At 41.4% G+C, this 25,592-nt stretch carries 22 protein-coding genes and 2 pseudogenes; 9 read left to right on the top strand and 15 right to left on the bottom strand.

The features are described 5' to 3' along the window. The first annotated feature begins 103 nt into the window (after window positions 1–103). The 4 genes from WKK05_RS10515 to WKK05_RS10500 all read left to right on the top strand — a co-directional run bounded on the left by WKK05_RS10515 (window position 104) and on the right by WKK05_RS10500 (window position 5,869). The gene (locus WKK05_RS10515) at window positions 104–1,975 is read left to right on the top strand and encodes an NAD(P)H-quinone oxidoreductase subunit F (protein ID WP_341529674.1); all 1,872 of its coding nucleotides are present in this window, start codon (window positions 104–106) and stop codon (window positions 1,973–1,975) included. Window positions 1,976–2,036: 61 nt separating this feature from the next. Continuing rightward, window positions 2,037–2,732, top strand: coding sequence for a carbonic anhydrase (locus WKK05_RS10510; RefSeq protein ID WP_341529673.1), 696 nt, complete (start codon window positions 2,037–2,039; stop codon window positions 2,730–2,732). Between the two features lie 77 nt (window positions 2,733–2,809). After that, window positions 2,810–4,312, top strand: coding sequence for an NADH-quinone oxidoreductase subunit M (locus tag WKK05_RS10505; RefSeq protein WP_341529672.1), 1,503 nt, complete (start codon window positions 2,810–2,812; stop codon window positions 4,310–4,312). Between the two features lie 234 nt (window positions 4,313–4,546). After that, entirely contained in the window at window positions 4,547–5,869 is a 1,323-nt protein-coding gene (locus tag WKK05_RS10500) for a CO2 hydration protein (RefSeq protein ID WP_341529671.1), read from the top strand. A 363-nt stretch (window positions 5,870–6,232) separates the two neighbouring features. Here the strand turns inward: WKK05_RS10500 and WKK05_RS10495 are convergent. The 7 genes and pseudogenes from WKK05_RS10495 to WKK05_RS10465 form a co-directional block, all read right to left on the bottom strand. Continuing rightward, window positions 6,233–6,523: pseudogene (locus WKK05_RS10495) on the bottom strand (KGG domain-containing protein); the annotation flags it as partial. A gap of 325 nt (window positions 6,524–6,848) precedes the next feature. Continuing rightward, the gene (locus WKK05_RS10490; RefSeq protein WP_341529670.1) at window positions 6,849–7,352 is read right to left on the bottom strand and encodes a hypothetical protein; all 504 of its coding nucleotides are present in this window, start codon (window positions 7,350–7,352) and stop codon (window positions 6,849–6,851) included. A 1,167-nt stretch (window positions 7,353–8,519) separates the two neighbouring features. Further along, window positions 8,520–9,482 (bottom strand): annotated as a pseudogene (locus WKK05_RS10485) (IS110 family transposase). A gap of 83 nt (window positions 9,483–9,565) precedes the next feature. Continuing rightward, the gene (locus WKK05_RS10480) at window positions 9,566–9,778 is read right to left on the bottom strand and encodes a hypothetical protein (RefSeq protein ID WP_341529669.1); all 213 of its coding nucleotides are present in this window, start codon (window positions 9,776–9,778) and stop codon (window positions 9,566–9,568) included. Window positions 9,779–10,151: 373 nt separating this feature from the next. Next, window positions 10,152–10,595 carry an anti-sigma regulatory factor gene (locus tag WKK05_RS10475; RefSeq protein ID WP_341529668.1) on the bottom strand — a complete coding sequence of 148 codons (444 nt, stop codon included), beginning with the start codon at window positions 10,593–10,595 and terminating at the stop codon, window positions 10,152–10,154. A gap of 211 nt (window positions 10,596–10,806) precedes the next feature. After that, complete coding sequence (gene petD, locus WKK05_RS10470; RefSeq protein WP_341529667.1) at window positions 10,807–11,289, bottom strand: cytochrome b6-f complex subunit IV; 483 nt, start codon at window positions 11,287–11,289, stop codon at window positions 10,807–10,809. A gap of 234 nt (window positions 11,290–11,523) precedes the next feature. After that, window positions 11,524–12,171: a cytochrome b6 gene (locus tag WKK05_RS10465; RefSeq protein WP_341529666.1), complete on the bottom strand. Its 648-nt coding sequence runs from the start codon at window positions 12,169–12,171 to the stop codon at window positions 11,524–11,526. A gap of 411 nt (window positions 12,172–12,582) precedes the next feature. Between WKK05_RS10465 and ctpA the strand changes: the two genes are divergently transcribed. Further along, entirely contained in the window at window positions 12,583–13,809 is a 1,227-nt protein-coding gene (gene ctpA / locus WKK05_RS10460; RefSeq protein WP_341529665.1) for a carboxyl-terminal processing protease CtpA, read from the top strand. Window positions 13,810–14,393: 584 nt separating this feature from the next. Beyond that, complete coding sequence (locus WKK05_RS10455; RefSeq protein WP_341529664.1) at window positions 14,394–14,531, top strand: hypothetical protein; 138 nt, start codon at window positions 14,394–14,396, stop codon at window positions 14,529–14,531. A gap of 73 nt (window positions 14,532–14,604) precedes the next feature. On the opposite strand, the gene WKK05_RS10450 is transcribed toward WKK05_RS10455, so the two are convergent. From WKK05_RS10450 to WKK05_RS10430, 5 genes are all read right to left on the bottom strand, one after another. Further along, a complete protein-coding gene (locus WKK05_RS10450; RefSeq protein ID WP_341529663.1) occupies window positions 14,605–16,278 on the bottom strand; it encodes a pseudouridine synthase in 1,674 nt (557 codons plus the stop codon). 614 nt (window positions 16,279–16,892) lie between these two features. Next, window positions 16,893–17,633, bottom strand: coding sequence for a DUF3891 family protein (locus WKK05_RS10445; protein WP_341529662.1), 741 nt, complete (start codon window positions 17,631–17,633; stop codon window positions 16,893–16,895). Window positions 17,634–17,636: 3 nt separating this feature from the next. Next, window positions 17,637–17,780 (bottom strand): hypothetical protein, encoded by a 144-nt coding sequence (locus WKK05_RS10440; protein ID WP_341529661.1) that lies wholly within the window; start codon window positions 17,778–17,780, stop codon window positions 17,637–17,639. Window positions 17,781–18,102: 322 nt separating this feature from the next. After that, a complete protein-coding gene (locus WKK05_RS10435) occupies window positions 18,103–18,795 on the bottom strand; it encodes a manganese catalase family protein (protein ID WP_341529660.1) in 693 nt (230 codons plus the stop codon). 172 nt (window positions 18,796–18,967) lie between these two features. After that, the gene (locus tag WKK05_RS10430; protein WP_341529659.1) at window positions 18,968–19,246 is read right to left on the bottom strand and encodes a GlsB/YeaQ/YmgE family stress response membrane protein; all 279 of its coding nucleotides are present in this window, start codon (window positions 19,244–19,246) and stop codon (window positions 18,968–18,970) included. A 381-nt stretch (window positions 19,247–19,627) separates the two neighbouring features. Here WKK05_RS10430 and WKK05_RS10425 point away from each other — a divergent pair, with 381 nt between their 5' ends. After that, window positions 19,628–19,927: a hypothetical protein gene (locus WKK05_RS10425; RefSeq protein ID WP_341529658.1), complete on the top strand. Its 300-nt coding sequence runs from the start codon at window positions 19,628–19,630 to the stop codon at window positions 19,925–19,927. A gap of 156 nt (window positions 19,928–20,083) precedes the next feature. Here the strand turns inward: WKK05_RS10425 and hemN are convergent, their stop codons facing one another. Continuing rightward, entirely contained in the window at window positions 20,084–21,466 is a 1,383-nt protein-coding gene (hemN, locus tag WKK05_RS10420) for an oxygen-independent coproporphyrinogen III oxidase (protein ID WP_341529657.1), read from the bottom strand. Between the two features lie 65 nt (window positions 21,467–21,531). On the opposite strand from hemN, the gene WKK05_RS10415 reads away from it, so the two are divergent. Next, entirely contained in the window at window positions 21,532–21,672 is a 141-nt protein-coding gene (locus WKK05_RS10415; RefSeq protein WP_341529656.1) for a hypothetical protein, read from the top strand. 84 nt (window positions 21,673–21,756) lie between these two features. Here WKK05_RS10415 and WKK05_RS10410 read toward each other — a convergent pair whose 3' ends face one another. Beyond that, window positions 21,757–22,473, bottom strand: coding sequence for a heme oxygenase (biliverdin-producing) (locus tag WKK05_RS10410; protein ID WP_341529655.1), 717 nt, complete (start codon window positions 22,471–22,473; stop codon window positions 21,757–21,759). Between the two features lie 403 nt (window positions 22,474–22,876). Here WKK05_RS10410 and acsF point away from each other — a divergent pair, with 403 nt between their 5' ends. Continuing rightward, entirely contained in the window at window positions 22,877–23,953 is a 1,077-nt protein-coding gene (gene acsF / locus WKK05_RS10405) for a magnesium-protoporphyrin IX monomethyl ester (oxidative) cyclase (protein WP_341529654.1), read from the top strand. A 56-nt stretch (window positions 23,954–24,009) separates the two neighbouring features. Here the strand turns inward: acsF and WKK05_RS10400 are convergent, their stop codons facing one another. After that, on the bottom strand, window positions 24,010–25,455 hold the full coding sequence (locus WKK05_RS10400) for a cytochrome ubiquinol oxidase subunit I (RefSeq protein ID WP_341529653.1): 1,446 nt from the start codon (window positions 25,453–25,455) through the stop codon (window positions 24,010–24,012). Window positions 25,456–25,592: the final 137 nt, after the last annotated feature.

The following is a 25,592-nucleotide window of genomic DNA, read 5'->3' as shown; positions in this document are numbered from 1 at the left end:
AAAAATTAATTTGTCTTAGTTTCCATAGTTAACATTACCTAAAAAGAACAGTTGATTTTTACAACTGCGCTTTGTTTTGCTGCAAATTTTTTGAGGTGAGTTAATGGCTCAATTTTTGCTTGAAACAGTTTGGTTAGTGCCTTGTTACGCCTTGATTGGTGGGCTTTTAGCCGTACCTTGGTCGCCGGGAATTATTCGGCGTACCGGGCCAAGACCTGCGGGTTATGTCAATTTAGTCATGACATTTTTCGCGTTTGTCCATGCTGCTTTATCATTTCCAGCTGCCTGGAATCAACTGCCTTATGAAGTATCTATACCTTGGTTGAGTACTGCTGGTTTAAACCTCTCTATTGATTTAGAAATTTCCGCAGTGAGTGTAGGCGCAATGGTGGTTATTGCCGGCTTAAATTTGCTGGCGCAGATTTATGCCATTGGCTACATGGAAATGGATTGGGGTTGGGGACGCTTTTATTCTCTATTAGGCTTATTCGAAGCGGGACTTTGTGCCTTAGCCCTTTGTAATAACTTATTCTTCAGCTATGTAATTCTGGAAATGCTGACTTTAGGAACCTACTTGTTAGTTGGGTTGTGGTTTAGTCAGCCTTTGGTAGTTACAGGTGCTAGAGATGCTTTCTTAACTAAGCGGGTAGGAGATTTATTCCTACTGATGGGAGTGCTGGCAATCTGGCCTCTAGCTGGAACCTGGAATTATACAGAATTAGCTAATTGGGCGGCTACTGCCAATGTGAACCCAACACTTTTGGCACTTGTTGGTTTAGCACTTGTTGCCGGGCCAATGGGTAAGTGCGCTCAATTTCCTCTGCATCTCTGGTTGGATGAGGCGATGGAAGGGCCTGTTCCCAGTACAATTTTACGGAACTCGGTAGTAGTTGCGAGCGGTGCTTGGGTACTAATTAAATTGCAACCTGTTTTGAGTCTATCCCCCATAGTTTCTTCAGCAATGGTAGCTATCGGTGCGGTAACGGCAGTGGGTGCTTCTATAATTGCGATCGCTCAAATTGATATCAAACGCTGCTTATCCTATTCAGTGAGTGCTTACATGGGTTTGGTGTTTATTGCTGTTGGCACACAGCAAGACGAAGCCGCACTGTTGTTAGTACTTACCCACGCCCTTGCCGCAGCATTGTTAACCATGAGTACAGGTGGAATCATCTGGAACAGCATCACCCAAAACGTCAGCCAGTTAGGTGGACTGTGGTCACGCCGTCCGATGTCGGGACTAGCTTATATTGTCGGTACTCTAGGATTAATTGGTTTTCCTCCCTTGGGAAGCTTTTGGGCATTGTTGAAATTAGCTTCGGGACTTTGGGAAATTAAACCTTGGCTGGTAGGAGTGGTGATAGTAGTCAATGTTTTGACAGCCTTCAGTTTAACGAGAGAATTCTGTCTGATTTTTGGTGGTAAACCCAAGCAAATGAGTGAGCGATCGCCAGAAGTTCACGCTCCTATGGCTGTACCAATGATGATTTTGTTTGGTATTGTTCTGCATCTACCTTTAGTGTTGCAAAGCTTATCACTTCTACCGAGTTGGGCAAGTCTCAATAAAGATGTTGCTTTACTACTGGTTTGGTCAACTATTTTTGGTTGCAGCATTAGCAGCGTCATTTATCTGAGCAATATCATTCCAAAACCTATTCGCCTGCCTTGGCAACCTGTGCAAGACTTAATTGCCTACGATTTTTACACACCAAAACTTTATCGGATGAGCATAGTTTTGAGTGTTGACCTAATTTCTAAATTGGCTGATATGGTTGACCGTTTTGTAGTCGATGGGATTGTTAACTTAGTTGGTTTGGCTTTTATCGGTGGTGGCGAAAGTCTCAAGTACATCACCTCCGGACAAGCTCAATTTTATGCTTTCACAGTTCTATTAGGAGTTGGTGTTTTGGGAATTTTTGTTAGCTGGCCATTTTGGGGAAATCAGTTTTTAACCTTCATGTTTCAGTTCGGTTAATTGTTAATAGTTCAGTATTGTACAATTTGTCTGTCAATCTTTAAAGTCTGAAGAGAATACAATGAAAAAATTTGTTTCAAGAAGAAATTTACTGAAGTTAGGCGCAGGAGCAGTAGGTACGGGAGTAGTAGCAGTAGGAGTAGGCTCTGAGTTAGTTTTTCCGCAAAAAGCAGTTGCCAAAGATGAGATGACTCCTGAGCAAGCACTGCAACAACTTATAGAGGGAAATAACCGATTTGTCAAAAGACAACGTAAAAATCCCAATCAAACTTTTACACGGTTAATAGAAGTTGCTAAAGGTCAGAAACCGTTTGCTTCTATTCTCGGTTGTGCAGATTCACGGGTTCCTTCGGAGATTATCTTTGATCAAGGATTTGGGGATTTATTTGTATGTCGCGTGGCTGGCAATATTGCCACGCCAGAAGAAACCGGCAGTCTGGAATTTGGCAGTATAGTATTAGGTTCAAAAGTAATTATGGTGCTAGGACATAAAAGATGTGGTGCGGTAGAAGCCACAGTCAAAGGCGCTCAAGTACCAGGTCAAATTGCGACCTTACTGGCTGCTATTAAACCTGGCATAGAATCAGTCAAAAATCAACCTGGAGACAAGGTAGAAAATGCCTGTAAAGCCAATGTTGCGTCACAAATACAAAAGTTGAAAACCTCTCCACTTCTTTCGCAGTTGGTTGCTGAGAAAAAACTAGTCATTGTTGGTGGCTATTATGATTTAGATAATGGTCAGGTCACCCTAATTTAGTTAGCATTTGCTGAACTCAAAATAGAACAGTACAGACTTTAAAATTCTCCATTAATCAAATCAAGCTTAAATTCCCCATGCTCAGTGTTTTGATTTGGCTCCCAATTGTGACTGCGGCTTTTATAGCCTGCTTGCCTCTAAATATTCCTGCCAATCGTATTCGTTTAGGAGCATTAACTCTTTCTGGAATAATTCTTCTCTGGAATCTTTTCCTCCTGCTGAAATTTGACATTAATAATCCAGGAATGCAGTTACAAGAGTATCTACCTTGGAACGAAACTCTTGGTTTGAGTTATAAGCTTGGAGTTGATGGAATTTCCATCTTAATGTTGATTTTAAATAGTCTGCTCACCTGGATTGCTATTTACAGTAGTAGTCAGCAGACTGAACGTCCCCGGCTTTTCTATTCCCTGGTTTTATTCGTGAGCGGCGGGGTTGCAGGTGCATTTCTGGCAGAAAATTTACTGCTATTTTTCCTGTTCTACGAACTAGAATTAATACCCTTTTATCTGCTAATTTCCATTTGGGGAGGACAAAAACGAGGCTACGCCGGGATTAAATTCCTTATATATACTGCTGTTTCTGGAGCCTTGATTCTGGCGACTTTCTTAGGTGTAGTCTGGCTAACTGGCTCCTCCAGCTTTAATTATGATGCACTTTCTACCCAAGGCCTATCAACTGCACTGCAAATCATTCTGTTAGTGGGAATAATACTAGGTTTTGGGATCAAAATTCCTCTGGTTCCCTTGCATACTTGGTTACCAGATGCTTACGTTGAAGCTTCCGCCCCGATCGCCATTCTTCTTGGCGGCGTATTGGCAAAGCTAGGAACATACGGTATTTTGCGGTTTGGACTGGCACTATTTCCCCATGCTTGGAGTATTGTTGCCCCATCTTTGGCAATTTGGGGAGCAGTAAGTGCTATTTACGGAGCTGTAGTAGCGATCGCTCAAAAAGACATCAAGCGCATGGTGGCATACAGTTCGATTGGACACATGGGTTACATTCTCTTAGCTGCCGCTGCTAGCACCCCCTTAGCACTCGTCGGTGCAGTTGCCCAAATGTTTAGCCATGGTATTATCCTCGCCATCCTCTTCCATTTGGTGGGAATCGTAGAAGCCAAGGTGGGAAGCCGCGAGTTAGATAAACTCAATGGCTTGATGAGTCCCATACGTGGTTTACCTCTCACCAGCGCTCTACTTGTTTTAGGCGCAATGGCTAGCGCAGGCATTCCAGGTATGACAGGATTTATCGCCGAATTTATTGTCTTCCAAGGCAGTTACTCTGTTTTTCCTATTCCCACTTTATTGTGCATAGTTGCAACTGGCTTAACTGCCGTCTACTTTGTCATCCTTCTCAATCGCACCTGTTTCGGCAGACTTGATAGCAGCCTTGCTTACTATCAACAAGTTCAATGGCATGAGAAAATGCCAGCCCTCATCTTGGCAGCCCTAATCATATTCTTAGGAGTACAACCTACCTGGTTAGTGCGTTGGACAGAACCGACAACTACAGCAATGGTTGCAACAATACCTGCTTTGGAAAAAACTGTAACTCCCCAACTAGCCCTTAAGGAATGAGGGAGCAGGGGGGCAGGGAGTAGGGGGAAGGGGAAGCAAGGAGACAAGGGGGACAAGGAGGAGATTAAGAAAATAATTACTATTTTCTGACTTTTGACTTTTGACTCAGCACTGTTAATCCCCATTACCCCTTATCCCCAGAGGGGCCCCACCTTCCCCACTTCCCAGTCCCCAATCCCCAATCCCCAGTTCCCAGTTCCCAGTTCCCAGTTCCCAAAAACAGAGGAAATTGAAATGGTACAAACTCCAGATAGACCTGTAACTAAATTACCTCCTTCTACACATGAATTTGCAGAAGTAATTCATCGCTTGGAAGCTGGCGGTTCCATGTTACCGGATACGCCAGAAAACCTCATGCAAATTATCGGTATTTATAAAGCTTATGCAGTGCCGATGGATTTTTATTGGCGTGACTTGCTTTATATTGCCGAACGCGTATTTTTAGAACCGTTGCCTTTATTTAAATATTTCTTGCCCGAAGAGTATTTAGAGCGCCACAATCACTATGCAGGTGATGATGCAGATTTGCGAATTTGGCGTGGTAAAGCAACTGCCCACCCCGAACTTTTGGCATTTATAGAAAAGGGTGAAACTTTCAAAATGCCAAAGTTATTACATCACTTGTTTCACGATCGCATCAACATGGAATTTGCCGAAGCTTGTATGCGGGCTATGCTTTGGCATCGTCAGATGTACACGCCAGTGAATCAATTTGATGCTTATTTGGATAGCGAAGAGTACAAAGCCAATGCAGACAGGGCAATTAGGGCATACTTTCAAGGTAATCCCCTCATGCTGGGACTCTACAAGCTATTTCCAGATATGTTTTTAGAACAGTGCCGCCAGATGTCTTACTACGCTAATCTGGGCTTGTTCTGGGAAGTCATGGCTCCAGTTTTCTTTGAAATGTCAGACATCTATGACGAAGGTGGATTTAAAGGCGTCCCCGATGCCATGAATTTCTTGGTGAATGGAATTTTTGCGATCGCAGGCCGTCCCATTTACCACCATGTTTATATTCGAGGCGAATGCTACGAAATTATCCCCAAATCCAAAGGCTTTACTTGGCTTTACGAAGCAGCATTACCCTACGTCGAAGCTGTCTTTTATCGTACTGCTCCTTTTCGGGGAACAAAATCTTACAATGCTCAAGCGGGTCAAGTACCTGATAAGCAGGAAGATTTCCACTATGGTATTCTCTATGCCGATGTATTTCCTGTTGGTACAGCAGGCATTCCACCAACACTGTTAATGCAAGATATGTTGCATTTTTTGCCAGAATATCTTGTTGAGTACTACAAAAAATATTGCCGCAGTGAAGACGATATGTTGATTCAGTTGGGAGTTACTTTCCAGCGGTCAATGTACAATGTCACATCTGCGGTAATTCAAGCTTTGCGAACTGCACTTTTATATCCTTTAGATGACCCAAATCCCAAGCATTTACAAGCCAATCGAGAATTTTTTGAAATGCAATTAAATCGTTTTTGTCGTCCTGAATATGGTATGCGTGATGCGGCTCGTCTGCGAGATATTCAGCGACAGGATTATCGCTAGTAGATCCTTCAAAGCCCCCAATACTTCAATGTTGCCCCTGATACCAAATTGAAGAAGAATACATTCTTCAGAATTCAGGAGCTTTTTAAGTGCGAAACCTTTACGATTGAGAGTGTTGAAGTCATTGGGGGTAAAGTGCGATCGCTTGAATATACAGCAGAATTCAGGTTTCAATTTACAGCAGTTGGCAAGTAAACGAAGTACAGGGTCTAAGTTTAAAAGCTATATATAAAACCTCTTTTATTCCTGACTCCTGGCTTCTGAATTCTGCTGTAATTAAGCGGCATTCTATCTGAATTGCGATTGCCTTCTCCTTTAGGAGATGCTAACGCGAACGGCACTGAGCTTTGCTCAATCGTCATTGTGAGACTTCTTGCCACCTTCACGGCCAATGTCAGCCATGTGTTCTCTATCTTGGCTTACACTTTCACCACCCTTACGCCCAGCTTCACGAGCTTCTTCGGAAGTGAACTCATGAGCAGTACCTTTTTCATGAGCAACTTTTCCGCCCTTTTGTCCAGCTTCACGAGCTTCTTCAGAAGTGAATTCATGAGCAGTACCTTTTTCATGGGCAGCTTGTCCGCCTTTGCTGGCAATTTCACGCTGTTTATCTTCATCCATGGAAGCAAAACCACGGTTGCTAGTATCTGACATAATAAAACTCCTTGTAAATTATTAATCCTTTGCTAGCTTTTGAGCTAGTGGGAAACTCGAAAAGCTTTTCATTAGAGTTGTCTTATTGCTTTAAATTATGTCTGTAAATCTACCAAATTCATGGTTCTTTAGAGAGAAATATACAAGTCTAATTTCTTCTAGAGATATATAACTAAAGTTACAATTTTTATAGAGCTAGTTTAGCGGCTGACTGAAAGCGGATATAGTCTAAACCTTGATAGGTGCAGTCCACAAAAAACTACTTATTTCTTCCTTATGCTTCAGAATTGCAACGAACGTATTTTTCTTCAATAAGTCGTTAATATTATGCCATTAGGGGCAAAATTTCAAATAAAGCCCCAATTGTTACCCATGAACGAGGTACACCATGCCAAAGTTCTGGAAGAATGGCTTGAGCAGCTTTAGCATCATCCCAACTAAGTAGACCGTACTTATTAACCCTTTGAGCAAGAGGAGCTAAAGTTCCTTTCCAGGGACGATAGTTTAACAATGAAGAGTTAAATTCGCGATCTAATAAATCATGTCCCAGTAACTGCAATCGAGGATGGTTTAATAAAATCCTTTGTTTATCGGCATTTGTAAAAAGGAGATAATATTGCCGTATAGAAATAGGACTAGGTAACCAATCAAGTAAATCCCAAGCTTGTTCTAGTGAGTGCAAGCGAAAATTTTCGGAGTAATGAACGTGAGGATTGCACCAAGAATCGATACTGCGAATTTCTGTTCTATGGGGGAGACCCAGAGAGTCAAAATAGTCAAGCCATTGGCGATTATTGACACGTAAGATTGCTCGTGTACTTAACCACATTAATTCTTTACCTATATTTAAGTGAAATGTAAGTTATGAAGCAGTTACAGCAGATTTCAAGTTGATGAAGTACACAATATAGGTCTCATGATTACTGAGCAGCTTGCCTTGAGCGTACCCCTAGGGGGAAGCAAGCTACGCCTTGGTCTCGTAGAGAAGCCGAAAGGAGTCGAAGTAAAGTTAGGTAGAAAGCTTGTTTTCCTTCTGACTTCTGACTCTTGAATTCTGCTGTATTAGTAATTTACATGAGTGTAATAACACATAACTGAGAATATTTTGCATACCCAATGAAAAATATTCGACACTTAATCTAAGCAAAAAGCTAACAGTAACTAGCTAAAACTGCCATTGATATTAAATGTCAAGTTATGAAAACTATCAGCCTTCTACTTGTGATGTATGTACCAGAGATACTAATATTTGCTTGAGAAACTGTAACCAGTTTGGAACATCAGAATTGCCGAAACTAGTGCATGAATAAAATATTTTTTTGAGAAAACTGCTATGTGAATCAGGAGGCTTGGCATAAGCTGCAACTGAACCGCTGAAAGATATATAGATAGCATTTAATGGGCTAATTGCTGTTTGCTAACAACATATTACTGCTAATTTAACTAATTCATTTCTAAAAAATCAGTAATTAGCATTGCTATTTTTTATAAATAAGACTACACCTATTGATGCATCTATCAAAAATTATCTCTAGTATGATAGATGACAAAAATCATGTTTTATACATGAAAGATGAAATGTAATTATTTGTGTTAGTTAACATAGTTATAACATGATACCAGCTAGATGTTAATAATTTTACATCTGTAAGCAAGTAAGTCGGTGATAAAAATTCAAGGTATATAAAGAAATATAAATTTGATATAGATGTAGCGACTGTCTTGATTGTCAAGCGCTCATTAACAAAAAAGCGAGGGTAGGAGGATTGACGCAACTGAGGAACGCAGCGCTAGATTCGACGGTGTTTGGTACGGGCTACAAGACTTGGGGCTTGTAGTCTAAATAGTCAAAGCCCGCATCAGACACTCTGCTGCGCCGCCGAATCTTTCTCAGTTGCTGGATCTCTGGTGTAGGTAAAACAGCAGAATCAATTGACCCAAGGAATGCGATCGTTCACGAGTGAGACTAATTAAAAGTATAAAAATGATGAGGTCACTAAGCGTTAACAATTGGTTGTTTATGGTTAGAAATGCACCAAAGTAGATTATCTCTAACCATTGCATTTAAAATGATTAACATTTTATGAACGCAAGCAGTCAGAGCCAATTTTTTTGATTTACCATGCTCAACAAGGCGCTCATAAAAAGCTTTGATAACCGGATTATGACGCATAGCAACAACAGCACCCATATAAAGAGTGGCGCGAACATCAGCGCGACCACTATTAATCATCCGCTTACCTTTGTGTTACCCGCTATCATGATTAATTGGTGCGACACCAACTAAACGAGAGATTTGTTTAGCGGTTAGCTTCCCTAGTTATGGTAAGTCAGAAACTAGGGTTGTAGAAATAACTTGACCAATACCAGGAGTAGTTTTGAGTAAATTAACTTGCTCAATCCATTGAGTATTGTTTTGAGTCAATTCCTGAATTTCTTGATTGAGTTGTTTGAGACTACCTTCAAGATATTCAATATCAGCCTCAATATCTGCCAATGCTTTACCACAAGAACGTGAGCGGCGATTTTTTTCTGCTGTCTGCATTTCAACTAATTGTCTTCTACGACTAATTAATTCACTCAGTTGACGTGCTGTTTCTGATTCAATTGCTAACACTTAGGGTTTCATTGCTTCCCCAAAGTGTGCCAAAATTTGTGCATCAATAGCATCCGTTTTGGCAAGCTCCCCTGTCGCTTTAGCAAAATCTCTGCCAAGGCGTGGATTAATTAATGCCACAGGTAACAAAGCGGCTTGTAATTGAATTACTGGTTCTTTTTCTAATCCCCCCCTTGCTTCTAAGACAATTAGGTTGATCTAGTAGGATTTTAATAACTCAACGAGATTAACTATTTCTACTTCTGTGTTAGCAACCTTTAATGCTTTACCCATTGGACAGATGTAAACATCAAGTGTGGCTTTGCTAACATCAATCCCCACCCCTACAGAAATATTGTCCATTTTTACCAATCAACATTGCTAATTTTTATGTTGAATTCATCCCCTTGATTTCACTCTTCCTTGCTCGATACGGACTGTATGCTTTAAATATCAGTACTCAAAGTTTTGACCCCGGCGACTGTTCGAGTTCTGTCATGGAGATTTTTGTAGTGACCCATGCTACAAAGCGGTCTAATATGACCAAGGGTGCGACGGTCTACCACTTCTTTCAATATACAAGGGTGTGTTACGCCGTAAGCTAACGCACCTTTCGGGTTCAGCAGTCGCCTGACGCCGCTTGACGCCAGTCCGCTCAAGTCGGGAGACCCCCCTACGCGGCTGGCTCCTCCACTTGGGGAAACCCCAGACGCTCATTCGCCTTCAGAGATTTCCGGTACGTTAGGACTAAAGCCCATAAAGCACGCTACCAGATTCAAATCAATTGTGGATAAGGTTTTCCGACTTGTGTGTACACCGTAACTTTACTAAGGAGAGGGGGGAGCCTTTATTTTACTCTGTGAGGTTCTGGCTTTATACTCAATTGCGCTCAAACATAGGACTTAAAAGACAGCACCACTTTTAATTGCTTTTAATCTCTATTAGGAGTAAAACTGAGTTTAATGGTGAAGCAAGAATGCTTTCGACTTTCAGATGCATTCTTGCTTTACATACTTTTATGATGCCTTACCCTTACTGTTGTCCTTCTACAAAGTATTTAACTATGAGTAGACAATTTCTACCATCCGCACCACGTTCGTAGACAACACGGTCAGCCAAACGCCGCAGGAGAAACCATCCATATCCACCTACTTGCAAAGTACCTGGTTCTGGCTCGGCGATCGCATCAGGATTGAAAGGTTTTCCGTGATCCCAAATTTTAATTTCTAATCGGTCAATCCATAGACAAATGTCAATTTCTATGGTTGTTTCCGGTGGTAAAGCGTGATGGGCATGACGAACAGCGTTGGTAAAACCTTCTGCTAATGCTAATTTGAGGCAAGAAAGTTGGGTTGGTGACCAGCCGAGTTGAGACAAATGTTGCCGACAAAATTGATCAAACCATTGTTGTACTTGGTTTAGGAGCTTGAGTTCGCTCTTCACCGTCAGATGGTCTTGCTGCATTGCGCTAAGCATTGACCGTGACTTGAATAATAAGTAAGTGAAAATTGTTTGTATTTGTTGACTTTTAGCGATTTTAGCTTCTGGAATACCATTTTAATCCAAAACTTAAAATCTTAGATTCTATCAGGACTATTAAAATTGACGCCTGTTAATTTTATCAAAAGCATACCTAAATATATACTCTTGAAACTCACAGGCGTCAAAACAGTTTGTCGTGACTAATTTAGAAAAGTCCCAAGGTCAGAGACTTATCTAATGGTAAGGCTGCACCGATACCTAGCCATAGAGTCACCAGAGTGCCAAAGAGGAACACTGTGGTTGCAACTGGACGGCGGAAGGGGTTTTGGAACTTGTTGACGTTCTCAATAAAGGGAACGAGGATCAAGCCCAGAGGTACAGATGCCATTGCTAACACTCCTAAAAGTTTGTTAGGAAGCGATCGCAAAATCTGGAATACAGGAAACAAGTACCACTCTGGCAAAATTTCCAAGGGGGTGGCAAAAGGATTTGCTGGCTCACCGGTTCCAGCGGGATCTAGCACAGCTAGAGCCACAATAGCAGCGAACGAACCCATGATTACGATTGGAAATACGTAAAGTAGGTCATTAGGCCAAGCAGGTTCGCCATAGTAGTTGTGGCCCATGCCTTTGGCGAGTTTGGCTCTTAACGTAGGATCGCTCAGATCAGGTTTTTTTTGTGTTGCCATTTTTTTATGTGTTCTCCTACTTAACTTGAATTATGGCATTTGCGAATACTGTCAGCTTTCAGGCAAACCTAGTCTGCGGCAAGCCGCTTTGAGGTGGTCTACAGTTTTCAGCTTCAGATGTAAGTGCTTGTTTTCTTGTAACTTATTTGTGGCTAGATTCTTATTTTTCATAAGTTTAAAACAAACAACTCCATCTGGAAACTGAAAACTTTTGTGTTTCGCTAATAGCCGAGATTACAAAGGCCCAGAAATACCTTGTTTGCGAATCATCAAGAAGTGAAACAGCATGAAGACTGCAATCAACCAAGGCAGCACAAAGGTGTGTGCGCTGTAATAGCGAGTTAGTGTTCCTTGTCCAACACTAGAACCGCCGCGTAGCAGGTCAGAGATTAGAACACCAACTACAGGAATTGCTTCTGGTACGCCGCTGACGATTTTTACAGCCCAGTAGCCAACTTGATCCCAAGGCAGAGAGTAGCCAGTCACGCCAAAGGAAACGGTGATTACTGCCAAGATCACACCACTTATCCAGGTCAATTCGCGGGGCTTTTTGAAACCACCAGTCAGGTAAACCCGGAAGGTGTGCAAAATCATCATTAACACCATCATGCTGGCAGACCAGCGGTGGACGGAGCGAATTAGCCAGCCGAAGTTGACTTCATTCATGATGTACTGCACCGAGGAGTAAGCTTCGGTGACTGTTGGCTTGTAGTAGAATGTCATGGCAAATCCAGTGGCAAACTGGATGAGAAAGCAAGTTAGGGTAATTCCACCCAGACAGTAAAAGATATTGACATGGGGAGGGACATACTTGCTGGTTACGTCTTCAGCGATCGCCTGAATCTCCAAGCGTTCCTCAAACCAGTCATAAACGTTAGCCATACAATCTCAAGTTCCTCAAAATCGGTTGCGGTTGATTAAAAAGTCCGAAGTTTTGATTGGCAATAGCTGCCGCTCATACTTCTCTCCCAATTAACAATTTTGGGATTTTGCCAAAGAGTGATTTGTCCTTTTGCTTGTTAGCTTTGGTGAGCATTCCCAGTTTTAAGAAACTTAACACTCTGTAAACATGGAATATATTGCGATCCCTTTGCAATTCAACACCAAAAATGGTGGTCACAAAGTAGATTTTATCCTTTGTGGAGCGGGATTTACTGCAACCAGCTGACTTAACAACTTGATTAAAGCAATGCACCACTTCTATAAAAAAAGTAACATAGTCGAGAGATAGATTTCATAAACAACAAGGCAATTAGGCAATTCTAGGCAATGTGGGTTGAGTTGAAATTCAAAATGGGGTTCATGCACACAAAGTTTTTTCGGCTAGGATTTTCACTGCTAGTAGCAGTTTGCTTGATGCTGGGCGCATTCATTCAACCAGCAGCAGCTTTGACTAATGAGCAAAAGCTTCTATCAGAAGTGTGGCGAATTGTCAATCGCACTTATTTGGATGAGACATTTAATCATCAAAACTGGACGGCAGTAAGACAAAAGGCTTTAGAGAAGCCACTGCAAAACAATGAAGCAGCTTACGGGGCAATTCAGAAGATGCTCAAGAGCCTTGATGACCCTTTTACCCGCTTTTTAGACCCGGAGCAGTACCGTAGTTTACAGGTTAATACTTCTGGGGAATTGACGGGGGTGGGATTGCAAATTGCTTTGAATCCAGAGAACGGTAGGTTGGAAGTGGTGTCTCCCATAGCGGGTTCACCCGCAGATAAAGCCGGAATTAGACCACGCGATCGCATTCTCAAAATTGAAGGCATTTCCACAGAAAATCTGACTCTCGACGAAGCAGCGGCTAGAATGCGCGGCCCGAGTGGTAGTCTTGTGACTTTGGTAATAGAACGAGATGGAGAGGGAGAAACGGAAGTTAGAGTTGTGCGCGATCGCATTGCTCTTAACCCTGTAATCTCAGAACTGCGGGTTTCGCCGCAGGGTACACCCATTGGCTATCTTCGCCTCACTCAATTTAATGCCAATGCCTCAATGGAATTAGCACACGCTATTTCTAGTCTAGAAAAAAAAGGTGCTGCTGCCTATATTTTGGATTTACGAAATAATCCTGGAGGGCTGTTGCAGGCAGGAATCGAAATTGCCCGTTTATGGTTAGACTCTGGCACGATAGTCTATACCGTTAATCGCCAGGGTATTCAAGGGAATTTTGATGCATTTGGCCCAGCGTTGACTCAAGACCCTCTGGTGATTTTGGTAAATCAAGGAACTGCCAGTGCTAGCGAAATTCTTGCTGGCGCACTGCAAGATAATGGTCGTGCTACTTTGGTAGGCGAAACCACTTTTGGTAAAGGCTTAATCCAATCTTTATTTGAATTGTCAGATGGTTCCGGCTTGGCGGTAACAATTGCTAAGTATGAAACACCCAAGCATCGAGATATTAACAAACTAGGTATTAAGCCAGACAAAGTGATTCCCCAAGAGCCAATTAACCGCGAAAAGATTGGCACTGAAGCGGATTTACAATATGAAGCAGCAGTGGAACTCTTGACAAAAAATTCGTAACAAATTTTACGCTCAATTTACTTCTGCTCTAATGGGCAGAGTAATGACAAACTCTGTATTTTGACCCAAGGTTGATGATTGGACATCAATCGTGACTCGATATCGTTCAATGACAATTTGACGGGCAATAGCCAGTCCTAATCTGTGCCTTTGCCCACATTTTTTGTAGTGAACCAGTGGTCAAAATTACTCTGAAAAGCAAATCAGCTATTAACTAAGTATGAAAGAGCTGATTATGAACTGCTGACCAGTTTTAACTAAAAATTAAAAATTAAAAATTAAGAATAAGAATAATTTTTAATTAATTTTGGGTACAAGCCCCCACTGATAGCACAGCGTAAAGCCTTCTCTACGAGAAGTTGCGCCAACGGCATAGATAGAGCGAGTCTTAGAGAGCGTCTTGCAATTTTTAATTTTACATTTTTAATTTTTAATTGGCATGACACTGCAATGTTGTTTGACGAGTAGTTTGGATTTGAGATTTTGTGAAAAATGTCTAGACGCGTCAGATCCTTGGTATAGCCAGTTACTTTATTTCCGAAAAAAGTTCTGCTAAACTTATACTGTGCAAAGGAGTGTCTTGGGTGCATTTACTAAATTTCACTTCTGGTAAGCCACTGCCTTGGAAGAGTTTCCCGGCTTCTTCGCCTTGGTCTGGGACAGGAAAAGCAAGTGGCGTAGAAAATCCCAAGACTGTGCTGCATCGCTTTGTAGTGAGTTAAAAAACCTAGTTCATTTTTATTGAACCTGGGGGTAAGCGATCGCCATTGTTAAAACAGTATATTTACTCTGAGATTAAAATGGCGTTTTTGCCTGTAAGCGGAGAGTTTCTTTTAACTGCGGATGCTCAAAGTGAATTTCCCTAGCGTGTAAATGTAATCTATTGGCAGATGTAGAGCATCCATAAAGGCGATCGCCTAAAATAGGTATGCCAAGTCCTAGTGAATCAGCAGCGTGAACCCTCAGTTGATGGGTGCGCCCTGTTAATGGCATAAACTCTACACGAGTATAGTTTCCTTCTCTCGATATCACTCGGAAGTTTGTCAAGCTAGATTTGCCACGCTGCCAATTAACTTGTTGATAAGGGCGATTCTCAGGATTTCCCCACAGTGGTAGTTCAATTGCACCTTGAGCAATTGTCAAAGAACCGCAAAGTACAGCTTCATATAGCTTGTAAACCTGCCGCTCTTGAAACTGCTGACTTAGTTGCCGATAAGTTTGGGAATCGCGAGCCAGTAAAAGAATACCAGATGTTTCCTGATCTAGCCTATGCACAGCATTAAGTCCCATGCCATCAGCTAATAAATGACGCAAGCGACTCACCACACTATCTTGGTTGTTAAGATAACGACCTGGAACCGATAGTAATCCTGCGGGTTTGTTTATAGCAATCAACCATTCATCTTCATAAATAATAGGTAGTTCAGCAAAAGAGGCAGTGAGAAAATGATTTTTTCCCCCTCTTCCTTTGTCAGGCAATCCTGACAGTAAAAACCCCATTAATGGCTGGCAACGCTCGGCACAAGCTCCATAGAATTGTCCCTGGATTTTGTCTTGATTTGCTGAGGAAGCTCCCCACCAAAATTCCGCCATTGCTAGTGGTTTAAGTCCATGTGTCGCCGCGTAATGCAGTAACTTTGGCGCACAACATTCCCCCGTACCAGTGGGTATGGAGCCTGCTGGCATCAATTGTTGTAGCGATAGAGATTCCCCAGAAAAATTAGTCAGGCTGTAGGCAGCGTGCATTTGAGCTTGTAGCTGACGAGAGAGTGCTTGACGCTGTTGTTTTAGTTCGCGAATCCGTGCATCTGCCGTTAAAATCCGCTGCTGGAGTGGCTGCAATGTACTATTTTGCTGGCGTTTAAGTTGCCTTCGCTCAATTCCATGCTGACGGCTTTGTACCTCAAGTTGTTCAAGAGCAGTTGTCAGTAGCTCCCCATTAAGTGTTTGGGAAAGGAGTAGGCGTTTTTCGTGACGTTGATGTTTGGAATCGCGATGGCGATCGCTCATTGCTCGTAACTGCTGCTCAAACTCACTAGACAAGGTTTCGTATTGCTGACGTTCTGGAAGTTGCTTTAGGCTAATGAGTTCCTGCTTGATAGTATCCAGTTCTGCCAAGGTACGGGCTTCTTCTAAGACAACTTCGTCTCGTCCTGGAATTGACGGAACCCAACCTTCAACTAGGCTCTCACCACGCAGAAGACCGGAAAAGGCTTTGAGTACCCGTTGTTCGCCATCAGGCAGTTCAACGAGTAATACCCCATACATCTTGCCTTCACGTTCATAGCAGTCATTTTTTGCCAGTTGTTGCATCAAACCATAAGCGATCGCTTCAGCAATTAAGGTGCGAGGCAGTTTCAGTAGTTCGCCAGTATGAGGACAACGCCCCTGATAGTAATAGCTAACAGATAAGTTACTGACTACAGAATTGATGTCAATAAAATGTGCCAGAGAATGAAGAACTAACATACAAGAGGTAATTTAAAATCAGACGTCCACACTCTGTTAGATATAACAAAGCATGAAAAGCTTTTTCTTCATTCGCTATTTTAAGTATTAATTATTACCAATTGACAATTAATTTAAGGTTTAAAGCCTCCCGCATTTATCAATTGACAGTGGACAAGAATTGGAATTTTTCAACTGTCAACAAATACAAAAAACCTCGACTTGATAGCCGAGGTCTATGGGAGAAGTCCAAATGTCGATGAGAGATAGCGATACCGAAATCTGCTTACTTTGGCTAACGCTAATTTATTTTTAATTATTAACTTATGTAAACAATCTTAGCTTGTTTGTTACATATAGTCAACTAGAGTTGACAAAAAAAGTTAATGGCATTAATAAGGGCTACCTATCAGAAAAGTAGGGCGATCGCTATAGCGTTTCCAATTCCAGTGAGGTACAAAATAACCCCTCCCCAACCCTCCCATTACCAAGGAGAGAGTGCGCGACAGCGCGGGTGGGGTGTATTTCATGTGTCTGAGAATTGTTATATTAGGGCTGATATACAAAAGTTGTCTGCTGAGATTAGGGGTGTAAGGGTAATAAAGAATTTATTCCTCCCCTACACGCCTATCACTCTAGCTCTTTACAAATGTCCACTCCAGTATTTTGATAGGAGCTTGCTGAAGTGTTTGAGCCAGTTCGGCATTGTTCTCAAATTTTACCTGGGACAAGCTGGTGGCTTCGACGTTGACCGTAAATTTATCGTTCTCAAAAGGCCAGGGTTTGACAACAACTAAATTATCACTGCGCTGCATAATGTCATAGCGCTCACCGTCAGGGCCTTTACTAATTTCTAAAAAACGCTCATCGGCAGGTAGTTCTTGCTGACAGAGGATAAGAGAAAGGCGATCGCACCATTGCATAAATGCATAGGCAGCATCAACTTCCTCTTTTTCAATCCCTAGTTCTTCGCGCCAATGTTGCTGATTTTGAAGTTGCTCATCTAGCAGCTTGTCTAGTTTTGGAAACTTACCCCGGCTTGGCTCATTTAAACGGCTGATGTGCATGGAAATTAATAGAGCCACCCACCGTCCCCGGTAGCGAGCATTCTTTGCCAAATCAGCCAATTTCTTAATACCAATCTCTACATCCTGATTTGTGCTAAGAGTAAAGTCCTTGGGCGCACCTGCTTCAGTAAGACTGTCCTCTTCCCACTCTTTTTCTAAGTCATCGTGATGAGAAATTGCAGCTAGCGTTTCATATAACCTTGCTGGCGCATCTTTACGTCGCCACTGTCCTGCTAGTTGAGCGGCTAACAAAGCATGAGCGCGGTGATAAATAACTTCCCAACCAGTTGGTGTAGCGTTAACAATCACAAGTTAATCTCCTACTTCTCTGTTTTGATTTTGAGTTAAGCTAATTTGAATTGATTGAGTTAAATCAATTTCTAAATGCAAAATGCGACTAGATATTAAGGAAGCGATCGCTCTTACAAATACTTCAGTTTTTCGTACTGTATTCACAAGACTATAGGCATCTTGTCTAGAAAATAGACTGAGCTAGACAATACGTTTTTAACTAACTCATATTAAATATTCGAGTTTAAGTAGTCATTGCTAAATTAATTAACCCAAAAGTTTTTGAATTATAAATTTAATTTAAATTAATTTAAACTAGTTTTTATTCTAATAATAAAATCATCCACTCATCCACCAATTTAATAATTTTAAAGCAAGATAATGTAAGGCGAGCAATGCCCACCTTACTAAAAAAAGTAATTTTTCAAGGATTAATCAAAGGCATCTGTGCCTTGAATCAACCTATCCTTTTACAGAACATATTGATTTAGGATTTGCTTTCTAGTGGGTTAGCGATGTATTTAAATGTAGGCTCAGAATTCCAAGGGCCTCGCTCATCAGTACCATTTCCGTTCGTAGATAGATTGTAGTAAAGGGCAACAGTTTCATCAGGCTTGATATTACCAAAGAATGGATCTGTCAACTTACCCAGTGAATCTAGAGCTTTCATAAACATCTGGGTATGAGAAATTTCCCGTGTTAAGAGATGAACCAAAGTCTCTTGAGTTCCCTGATCTGTCGCCAACTTAATTAACTCTTCGTAAGTTTGACGAGCGCCAGCTTCAGCTGCAATATTAGCTCTCAAATCACGTACTACATCTCCACCTTCATTCAAGTAATTTGCAGTCCAGGCGTTACCCTGGCTATCTAGAAAATGGGGGCCAATTCCGCGTACAGCAAAGAGAGTACTTTTGTAAGCTTCTGTTTGATCTGTATTTTTAGTATGAGCTTCGATGAGTTTACCTACCATTTCTAAATGGCTAAATTCTTCGATAGCAATGTCTTGGAGCATATCTCGAATTCCAGCATTTTCGACGTGGAAGGATTGTACCCAATATTGCAGCGCTGCACTAAGTTCTCCTGTCGCTCCACCGAACTGCTCTAGAAGTAACTGAGCAAAACGAGGGTTTGCTTCACGAACGTTTACTGCATGAATCGGCTCTTTTTTGTGAAAAAACATAACCCTTAATATTTCCAAAAAACGATGTTACAGAGTCTACGGATTATTTTTCCTAGTACTCCTAGAATTTCTAGTTTTATTTAGCGAATTTTGATTTTTTGAGCAGATAAAACTAGTTAACTAGAAGACTTAATTAAACACACCTGATTATTTACAATTTGCCAATAAGCGGTTAGACATTGCTACTTCTTCTGATTAATCCCCACAGATAAATAGCTATAATTGCGCCGAGAACAGCAACCAAAATACCCGTAAGGCTTAACCCAGCCCCAGCCGCAGTAAGTTGTAAGGTTCCTGTTCTTAGTAATGTGAAGATACTTCCACCAATAAAAGCGCCAACGATACCTAAAATCATTGTGGAGAGAATTCCACCACCTTGATACCCAGAATAAACAGCTTTGGCGATCGCACCAGCTAAAAGTCCTAAAATTACCCAAGCAATAATAGTCATAATTCCCTTAAGAATTCGCTTGCTTAGTAATTAATTTATCAATATTGGTTCACAATTGTTTCTACCACATGAGATAAATGGTAAATCCAAAAGTTATAGAAAATCTCTTACATCAGCTATGTGTAAAATTTTTTCCTTTTACAAATGAATTTCTTGTTAAATTTAGTTTTTAGTACTTAAAGAAAAACTTTGCTTGAGATATGGTTTAATCTGGTTTGGTTTTGTCATGCATCAAAAGCAATAAATTTAAGGTAGTTATTTCTACCTTTAGGAGAATTTAATCTATTTAAAATATGTTTAGAAATAAAAATATAGGTATTGCACACTTAGTTTTTAAACATATTTGTGTAGCACCTAATGTAAGTAAGTGAGGCAAAAATTATGTTGTATGAAGTTATCAAATCAGATTCATTGGTGGAGTTATCCATAGAAGAACAGCAGCATCTATCTGGTGGACAATGCTTCGGCAGACGTCAAGAACGTCCAGAACGCCCAGGAGAGTTACCACCAGGATATGATAAATATGTCTACCATCATGCTGATGTTTTCCCCCAATCTGGTTCCCCTAGTCAAGGTAGTGGCTTTGACTTCGGCGGCGGGCAGAATGATTTTGGCGGAGGTAACCCCAGCGGAGGTAACCCCGGCGGAGGTAGCCCCGGCGGAAGTTGTTCTGGTAGATAGATAATTACTAATGATTTCCTAAATCCATAATGTGCTAATTTTAGCGTAATAGGGTAGGTTTCCCCTGAGAAACAATTGTTTCTAAATTAGGGGATTCCTACTATTTTTTGCGGAAACTAAACAAGTAACACATCGCAACAAGTTCTCGTAATAGTATCAAATTGCGCGTGAGAATTTAGTCTCGCGAGTTCTTGTATGAGTATCAAAAATGACGGCAATATTCCTTACAAGTAACCTACCAATATCTGTGACTTGAATATGGTTTGTTGATAAACTAACTAAACCATCAACTTCTAGTGGTTGTAATGCTTTTAATTCTTCAGCGAAATATTCATCAAAACTGATGTGATATTTTTTTTCAATATCTGGTTTGTACAATTGAAAGTGAGACATGATAGACATAATCACATCTCGTCTAATTATGTCATTTTGACTCAGTTTGATGCCTTTGCTAGTTGGTAAAACACCCGCTGCAATTGTTTGATAATAATCCTTTAATTGCTTGTGGTTTTGGGCATAGGCATCTTCTAACATACTTATGGATGTGACTCCGAATCCAAAAAGTTCTGTTTCTGCGTGAGTTGTGTAACCTTGAAAGTTGCGTTTGAGAGTACCATTGCGTTGAGCGATCGCCAGTTCATCATTAGTTTTGGCAAAATGATCCATGCCAATAAATAAATATTGGTTACTCGTCAATTCTTCAATGGTCATTTTCATAATTTCTAACTTTTCCTGTGGTAGAGGTAATGTCTCTTGTGCAATATTTTTTTGCACAGGTTTAAGCCACGGTACATAGGCAAAGTTAAACACAACAATCCGGCCAGGGTCTAATTCAATGGTCTTTTTCAGTGTCTCTCGAAATGTCTCGCGAGTTTGATAAGGTAGACCATAAATTAAATCGACATTCACACTTTCAAATTTAGCTTCTTTAATCCAGGTCATGACATCAAACAGCATTTCTTGTGGCTGGACGCGATTCACAGCTACTTGAACTTTGCGATTAAAATCCTGGATGCCAAAACTAATTCGGTTAAACCCAATCTGTCTGAGAAACAAAATGTAATTTCTATCGACATAGCGGGGATTAATCTCAATTGAGATTTCTGCCTGTGGGTCGATGTTAAAGTAGCGATTGATGTTTTTCCATAAGAATTCTACTTGGTCACGCTCTAAGTAATTAGGTGTACCTCCTCCCCAGTGAATTTGCAACACTTTTCTGTCTGGATCAATTAAGGCTGTAGTGTTCTTGATGTCTTGAACCAAATGCTTTAAATAAGGTTCAGCAATCTTTTTATTGTTAGAAATTACCGTATTACAGCCACAGAAATAGCAAGCACTTTGACAAAAAGGTATGTGGAAATACAAAGAAAGAGGGGATTTTCTTTGATTAGAAGCTGCGATCGCTACCTTAAAGTCGGTTTGGGTGAAAGTTTCGCTTAACTCTGTAGCAGGTGGATAGCTAGTGTATCTGGGTGCGCGAGTATCATACTTCTTGATCAAATCCAGATCAAATTTGACACCAGGTAATAGAAAAACCATCAAAACCTCCGGAGACTGGGGATTAGGGACACTTCTCTACGAGAGGCTGCGCCTTAAGCGTAGCTATGCCGCAGGCTTTACAACAAGCGGTAGTTGAGCGCAGCCGAAACTCAGTGCATCGCTGGGGACTGGGTATTAGGGAACTCGGCCCCCTCTGGGGAAGGAGCAATGGGGATAGGGATTTGGGACTAGGTATTAGGGACTAGAGGCTAGGAAAAAATTTAGTTTACTAAAACAAATTGATTTTTCTTCCTAATATGCCAGTACCCAGTACCCAGCCACCAATACCCCTAATTAGCTACTGCTGTTTCGGTGCTACCTGGATTTTGGGAACGAGTCAGGCTATTGAACAATACTTGACCAAGTGCTTTGATTAAACTTCCCTCTAGCTCTTGAGCCATCTGTAAGTTGAACTGGAAGGCATTATTAGCTTCTGCTACAATCCGTTGGGCGATCGCATCATCAATTGGTAGTGCGTTCAATGCTTGACGATACTTGTCCTTAAATGCTTTCTTATCTGGAATTTGCTCAAAATTGTAAAAGGACGTGCCTTCGTAGCCAGAGAGCTTTAGGGCTGACTGAGCAACTTTTTGGAGCATTTGACCTCCAGAGAGGTCTCCCATGTAGCGAGTGTAGGCATGACCTAACAATAAGGCAGGTGCACTAGCAGAAACTTCCCGAATACGAGCAATGTAGGTTTGAGCAGCAGCTGAGGGTGTGACTTGCTTTCTCCACTCATCCCCATAATAGAATACCATGTCTTTCTCTAACGACGCGTGGCGATTGAGTTCGGGGAAATAAACCGCGCTAATCACAGGATGATTGACATGACTCTCTATTGCCGCTTCTAATTCGCTGTAGACGTAATACAAGTTGCCTAAAAATTTGGCGAAGCAGTCTCTATCTACAACCCCTTTAAGAAAACATTTCATGAATCCCACATTTTCCGCCGAGGTGTGAGCTTGTTGAGTTCCAGAGCGCAGTTTGATGGCTAGATTGCTACTCATTGTTGCTTCCTTCATATTCAAGCGCAAGGTTTTCAGGCAGTCATCAACTCAGAATGCCTGTCAGTGCCAGAGTTAAAAGATTGTTATTCTAGGTTTAGAGAGGATTTGCATCACTCTACTCAGCAAGTACCATTACCAACGCAAATCCTAGCGATTTTTATTTATCTCAAAATTATATAACTGATAATGGTTACATAACTATTAAGTTATTATGATTGTTTTGCTGAGGTATATTTCAGTCGGTTAGCGACAAAATTGCTTGTTGGATAGGCATTTTAACTGTCCTGAAACGGAGATAGTAAGGTTATTTCTCACAATTTACTTTCAATAATTTAACTGATGTCTTTTTATAGCTGTTTATGGTTTTATAACTTTAAAAGCATAAACTCATAAAAGGATTCTGATGGTTAAGTCTGTGGAAAGTCTCCAGCCTGATGTGCTGAAGCCAGGTGTGAAAGCGCCTGTTCAGGAAACTTTGTTAACACCAAGGTTTTATACTACTGATTTCGATGCTGTAGCGCAGTTGGATATTTCGGCTCAAGAAGCTGAATTGCGGGCAATTGTTGAGGAGTTACGCGCTGACTATAACCGACATCACTTTATCCGTGATGAAGAATTTAAGCAGTGTTGGGATCACATTGATGGAGAAACGCGCCTCGCCTTTATTGATTTCTTGGAACGTTCCTGTACCTCAGAGTTTTCTGGGTTTCTGTTGTTTAAAGAGTTATCGCGCCGACTGAAAGACCGCAATCCTATCTTAGCGGAAGCTTTTAATTTTATGGCACGGGATGAGGCACGCCACGCGGGATTTTTGAATAAATCAATGGCAGATTTTAATCTTTCCCTCGACTTAAGTTATTTAACTAAAAATCGTACCTATACATTCTTTCCACCAGAGTGGATTATTTACACTGTCTACTTATCTGAGAAAATTGGCTACTGGCGTTATATTTTGGTGTATCGCCATATGGAAAAACATCCAGAACACCAAATTTATCCCCTCTTCCGCAAATTTGAGAGTTGGTGTCAAGATGAAAACCGACATGGGGATTTCTTCAATGCACTGCTGCGATCGCAATCCCAACTATGGAACAATTGGAGAGCGCGGTTATGGGTGCGCTTCTTCTTGCTGAGTGTATTTGCAACCCATACGTTGACAGTATTTGAGCGGGCGACCTTTTATCAGTCCATTGGTATAGACCCGCGCGAATATAATACCAGAGTCATTCAAGAAACAAACAACACCTCTGCGCGGGCATTTCCTCTGATTTTAAATACGAATCACCCCAAGTTTTTCCAGCGCTTAGAGCAGTGTTCTGACCTTAATCTGAAAATAGCAGAGATTAATCAGAGCGATCGCCCCAAGTTTATCAAGTTCTGCCAAAAATTACCCCTGATAACCTCCATCATCTGGTATCTATTGCAGACATACCTAATCAAACCCGTCGATGCTGAATCATTACGGGGGAAGGTTCATTAATCTGGAATTTAAATAAAGTAGGAGATAGTATTATATTATCTCCTCTGCTCCCCTGCCTACTGTTGTGCTTCCACGGGGCGTTCATCGGCAACAAATTCTCCAGGAGTTGTTTTAATCGCTGGTTTGCTAACTTCAACTCCGGGTACAGGCAAGTTGAAATCCGGGCCTCTGCGAATAATGCGACTACCAAAATAGATATATGCAATCAGCAGCAAAATATAAGTGATTGTAAAACCTGTCAGGGATGCAAGAACATGACTGGCAGGAACATGAGAGGCAGAATCTACAGTGCGAATTTCTCGGTAGAGTGTCCACGGCTGCCGCCCAACACAGCGGACAATCCAACCCGTATCAATTGCAATGAATCCCAAAGGAGCCGCAAACATCCAAGCACGCATCAGCCAGCGCTGCTGAGTAATTTTCTCTGGCGAAAATCTACCCAATGGCCAGTAGATAACACTAACGAACATTAATCCGGCTAACAAAAAACCAATACCAACCATTATTCGAAAAGAATAGTAGATTACACCAACAAGACGTGGACGATCCTCCGGTTTCCACTCTTTCAAACCGAGTACTGGCTCAGATAACTTTTCTTTGAATTCTAAAATGTATCCCAGTGCATTGGGAACATCAATTTCCCAGTCGTTTTTCTCTGTTTTGTTGTTTGGTAACGCTAGCAGGCTCCAATCAGCAGACTCTCCAGCGGGAATTGTATTCCACTGTGCCTCCATTGCCGCCAGTTTTTCGGGTTGATAGCGGTAGACTTGTTCAGCATTCAAATGCCCTACATAAATTTGTAAGGGAGCAACTATAATTGCCGCTGCTAAGGCAATTTTAAAAGATTTAGAAAATAACTGAGGATGGCGATTTCTCAAAATATACCAGGCACTAATCCCACCTACGACAAACAAGGACGTTTCTAGCGTTGCGAGGAACATATGCAGAACGCTGTTCCCCATAAATGGGTTGAGGATTGCCTTAAAGTAATCGTGAACTACAAACTTACCATTAACCATCTCTCCGCCTGCTGGTGATTGCATCCAGGAACTTGCTGACAATATCCAAACTGTGGATAAGTTTGCGCCAATTGCTACCAGAATCGTAGAGAGATAGTGAATTGCGGGATTGACACGTTCCCAGCCAAATAACATAATGCCGAGAAACGAAGCTTCTAGCATAAATGCCCAAGATGCTTCAAAGCCAATGACACTACCAAAAAAGTTGCCAACTGCTTCTGAGAAAGGGGCCCAGTTAGTGCCAAACTGAAATTCCATTGGAATACCCGTTGCTACACCAACGCCGAAGTTAAGGGCATACAATTTAGACCAAAAGCGAGCATTATAGTAATAGTCAGGATTGCGAGTTCTTAACCACAGTCCTTCAATAATCACCAAATAAATTCCCACACCTGTTGTCAGGGTGGGCCAAAGCATATGGATGCAAGCAGTCAGTGCAAACTGCATCCGTGACAATACAACGGTATTCGAGAGAAATTCCATGTTGGCATCTCTTGATTGAGCTAGAGAGTATCAATCTTTCTCTATATATGAGTAAACTGAGGCGATCGCATCTTCATCTATCGTTAGACTAATTGCCAAAACGTTAACTCAGTTGTATGAATTGATATGCCTCTGCC

It is taken from the genome of Nostoc sp. UHCC 0302 (assembly GCF_038096175.1).
GTDB lineage: Bacteria > Cyanobacteriota > Cyanobacteriia > Cyanobacteriales > Nostocaceae > UHCC-0302.
The sequence above is the reverse complement of the archived record's forward strand: the minus strand, read 5'-3'. Positions and strand labels throughout refer to the sequence as shown.